Raw genomic sequence first — 2,813 nt, 5'->3', positions numbered from 1 at the left:
GCCCTGGTCATCGATCCCGGCGATGACGTCGAGCAGATCCTGGAGACGCTGCGGCGCCACCGCCTGACCCTGAGGCAGATCGTGATCACCCACGCCCACATCGACCACGTGGGCGGAGCGATGCGGCTGAAGCGGGCCACGGGCGCGCCCATCCTGCTCAACCAGAACGACCAGGCCCTGCTGGCCATGCTGGACGTGCAGGCGGGCTGGCTGGGACAGCCGCCGCCGGAGAAGGTCACCATCGACCAGGAGCTGCGCGACGGCGACACCGTGGGCGCAGGCGCCCTTCGCGCCAGCGTGCTGCACACCCCGGGGCACACCCAGGGCAGCGTCTGCCTCTACTTCCCTGCCGAGAAGAAGCTGCTGGCCGGCGACACGCTCTTCGCCGGCAGCATCGGGCGCACCGACCTGCCCGGCGGCTCCAGCGAGATGATCTTGCGCTCCCTGCACCAGCGGGTGCTGGCCCTGCCCGACGACACGCTGGTGGTGCCCGGCCACGGGCCGCTGACCACCATCGGCGAAGAGCGCGAGAGCAACCCGTTTCTCATCGGGTGATCGGGCGATCAGGCCATCGGGTGATTGGAAGAACCGGAAGCCCTACGACGTGGTCTCGAAGACCTTGAGGATCTTGGGAGAGATGTAGTTCTGTCCCGGAGGAGCGAAGCCGGGGGTCTTCTTGGCATTGCGGAAGAGTTCCTGGGCGTCGTGCATGAGCTTGCCGTCCGACGCGCCACCCAGGTAGTAGCGGGTGAGCTTGCTGGCCCCCTTGTAGAAGTATCCCAGCGCGGTCTTGGAGCCATTGACGTCGAGGTAATCCTGGATGTGGACCTCGGACTGCTCGTACTCACCCTGGTAGAACTCGCGAATGGCCTTGGCCAGCATGACGTCGGCTTCCGAGCTGGCCTTCTGGGTGGAGGGCGTGGCCTGCTGCTGGGCCTGGGTCTGGAGCGCGGCCAGGGCCTGGGTGGCGGTAGGGTTGTGCTCGTCCACGGCCAGCACCGCGATGTACTTGCTCTGCGCGGTGCGGATGTCGCCCTTGCTGCGGGCGGCCTCGGCCTCGCGCAGCAGCTTGTCCACGTCCACCTGCGGCTTGGGAGTCTCCTTGACGGCGGAGACCGCGGGACGCGCCGGAGGCGCGGGCGTGTGGGTCACGGCCACCGTGGGGGTCGGACTGGGCGGAGCGACGGTGGGAGTGGTGGTGGACGAGGCCAGCAACTGCTGCATGCCGGTGGCCTTGGAGCGGGGATCGCCGGGCCCGTCCGACTTGATGCCGGCGGCCTCGTTGTAGCTGGCGGCCGCCTGGCGGTAGTTCTTGGCGCTGGCCAGGGTGTCGCCCTCGGCCATGGCCTGCTCGTACTGCTTCATGCGGTTGAGATAGCTCTGCGCCTCGCTGGCGTGGCTGCCGCTGATCTGGGCGAAGAGACCCTTGGCGGTGTTGAAGTCGTTGCGGGTATATGCCGCGACCGCCTGCTGGAACCTCTGCTCCATGGCGACGTCGCCGGCCTGGGCCTGCTGCGCCTGGCGGGCAGCGGGGATCCTGGCCAGGTACTGCTGGGCTTCGGCAACGTGCGGGCCGCTGCGGATGTTCTTGAATTCCTGCTCGGCGTCGTCGTATTTGCCGGCCTTGAAAGCATTCACGCCGTTGGTGAAGCGTTCCTCGTTGCGCCGGGCCTCGCGCTGCGCCTGGTCGGACATGATCTTGCAGTTGACCTTGGCGTCCTTGTAGCCCGGGTCCTCCTGCGCCACCGAGCAGAACAACTGCGCGGCTTCGTCCACGCGGCCGGCGTTCATGGCCTGCATCGCCTTGCTGTAGTCCTCTTCCTTCTTGCCGGCGAAGGCCGGAAGCGGCGCCAGCAGCGCCAGGGCGAGCGCGAGCGCGCGATGGAGATCAGTTCGTCGCATTGATGATCTGGTCCACGTCGATCTGTTGGAAGACCGGGGTGATGCTCCCCGGGCTCTCGTTGGTCGCCTTCACGTCCAGGCTCTGCTCCTGGCCGTCGGGACCGTCCACCACGACCTTGTAATCCCCCGGCGGCACCGCGATGCGCAGCGGAGTCTGCTCCCCGGGGGTGAGGCTGACCTTGCCGTCGGCGGAGGTGACCGACTTCACCGTGCCCCAGGGAATGCCGTTGACCTCGATGTAGGTGGTGGCGGCGGGCGGCCCAGCGATCTTCTTGTAGGCCACGTAGCCGCCGATGCCCAGCACCAGCACCGCCACCACGGCGACGATGGCAAGCACGGGCGACTTGCGGGCGGGCGCCGGCGCCAGGGCGGGCGCGGGCGCAGGGCGGACCTTGGCGGGTGCGGGCTTGGGAGCGGCGGGCGGGGCGACCGCAGGCGCAGCGGCCGGGGCGACGGGCGTCGGCGCTGCCGCCGCCGGCGCGGGAGCGGGCGCCGGCGCCGCGGACGGGCTGATCATGGTCTTGGAGGCCTCGACCGAGCCCGCCACCATGGTCTGGGCCGCCTCGGCGGAGCCGGCCACGATAGTCTTGCCCAGCTCGGCTTCCTTCTGCTGGCGGCTGGCGCCGGCGGCGGCGTCCTTGTTCAGGGTCTCGTACTGCTTCTGCAGGTCGGCGGGGGCGGCCGGAGCCAGCGCTGCCACCTGCTTGAGCCCATCCAGCGCGGCCTGGTACTGGCGGGCGAGCAGCAGGGTGCGGGCATCGCGCACCGCCTTCTCCACCGCCGATTTGGCCACGGCCGAGCGCTTGCCCTCGAATTCGCTGAATGCCTGCTGGACCTCCGCGGTCTCGCCGTAGGTCTTCTTGCAGGCTTCGAGGATGGTGGAGGCATTGGCGAAGTCGCCCTTGCCCATG

At 69.2% G+C, this 2,813-nt stretch carries 3 protein-coding genes; 1 reads left to right on the top strand and 2 read right to left on the bottom strand.

All coding sequences use genetic code 11. The annotated features are described in order from the left end of the window. On the top strand, nucleotides 1-555 hold a 555-nt coding region (locus VEG08_08005), incomplete at its 5' end, for an MBL fold metallo-hydrolase (GenBank protein ID HXZ27926.1). 42 nt (nucleotides 556-597) lie between these two features. On the opposite strand, the gene VEG08_08000 is transcribed toward VEG08_08005, so the two are convergent. After that, nucleotides 598-1,902, bottom strand: coding sequence for a hypothetical protein (locus VEG08_08000; protein ID HXZ27925.1), 1,305 nt, complete (start codon nucleotides 1,900-1,902; stop codon nucleotides 598-600). Further along, a partial coding sequence (locus VEG08_07995) for a hypothetical protein (GenBank protein ID HXZ27924.1) occupies nucleotides 1,889-2,813 on the bottom strand: 925 nt, incomplete at its 5' end. The genes VEG08_08000 and VEG08_07995, both read right to left, overlap by 14 nt.

The organism is Terriglobales bacterium, from assembly GCA_035624475.1.
Taxonomy (GTDB): Bacteria; Acidobacteriota; Terriglobia; order Terriglobales; family Acidobacteriaceae; genus DASPRL01.
This window is presented reverse-complemented; position numbering and strand designations above follow the sequence as displayed.

Coding starts and splice junctions, on each gene's coding strand:
- VEG08_08000 (HXZ27925.1), bottom strand. CDS start 1,902: ATGCGACGAACTGATCTCCATCGCGCGCTCGCGCTCGCCCTGGCGCTG.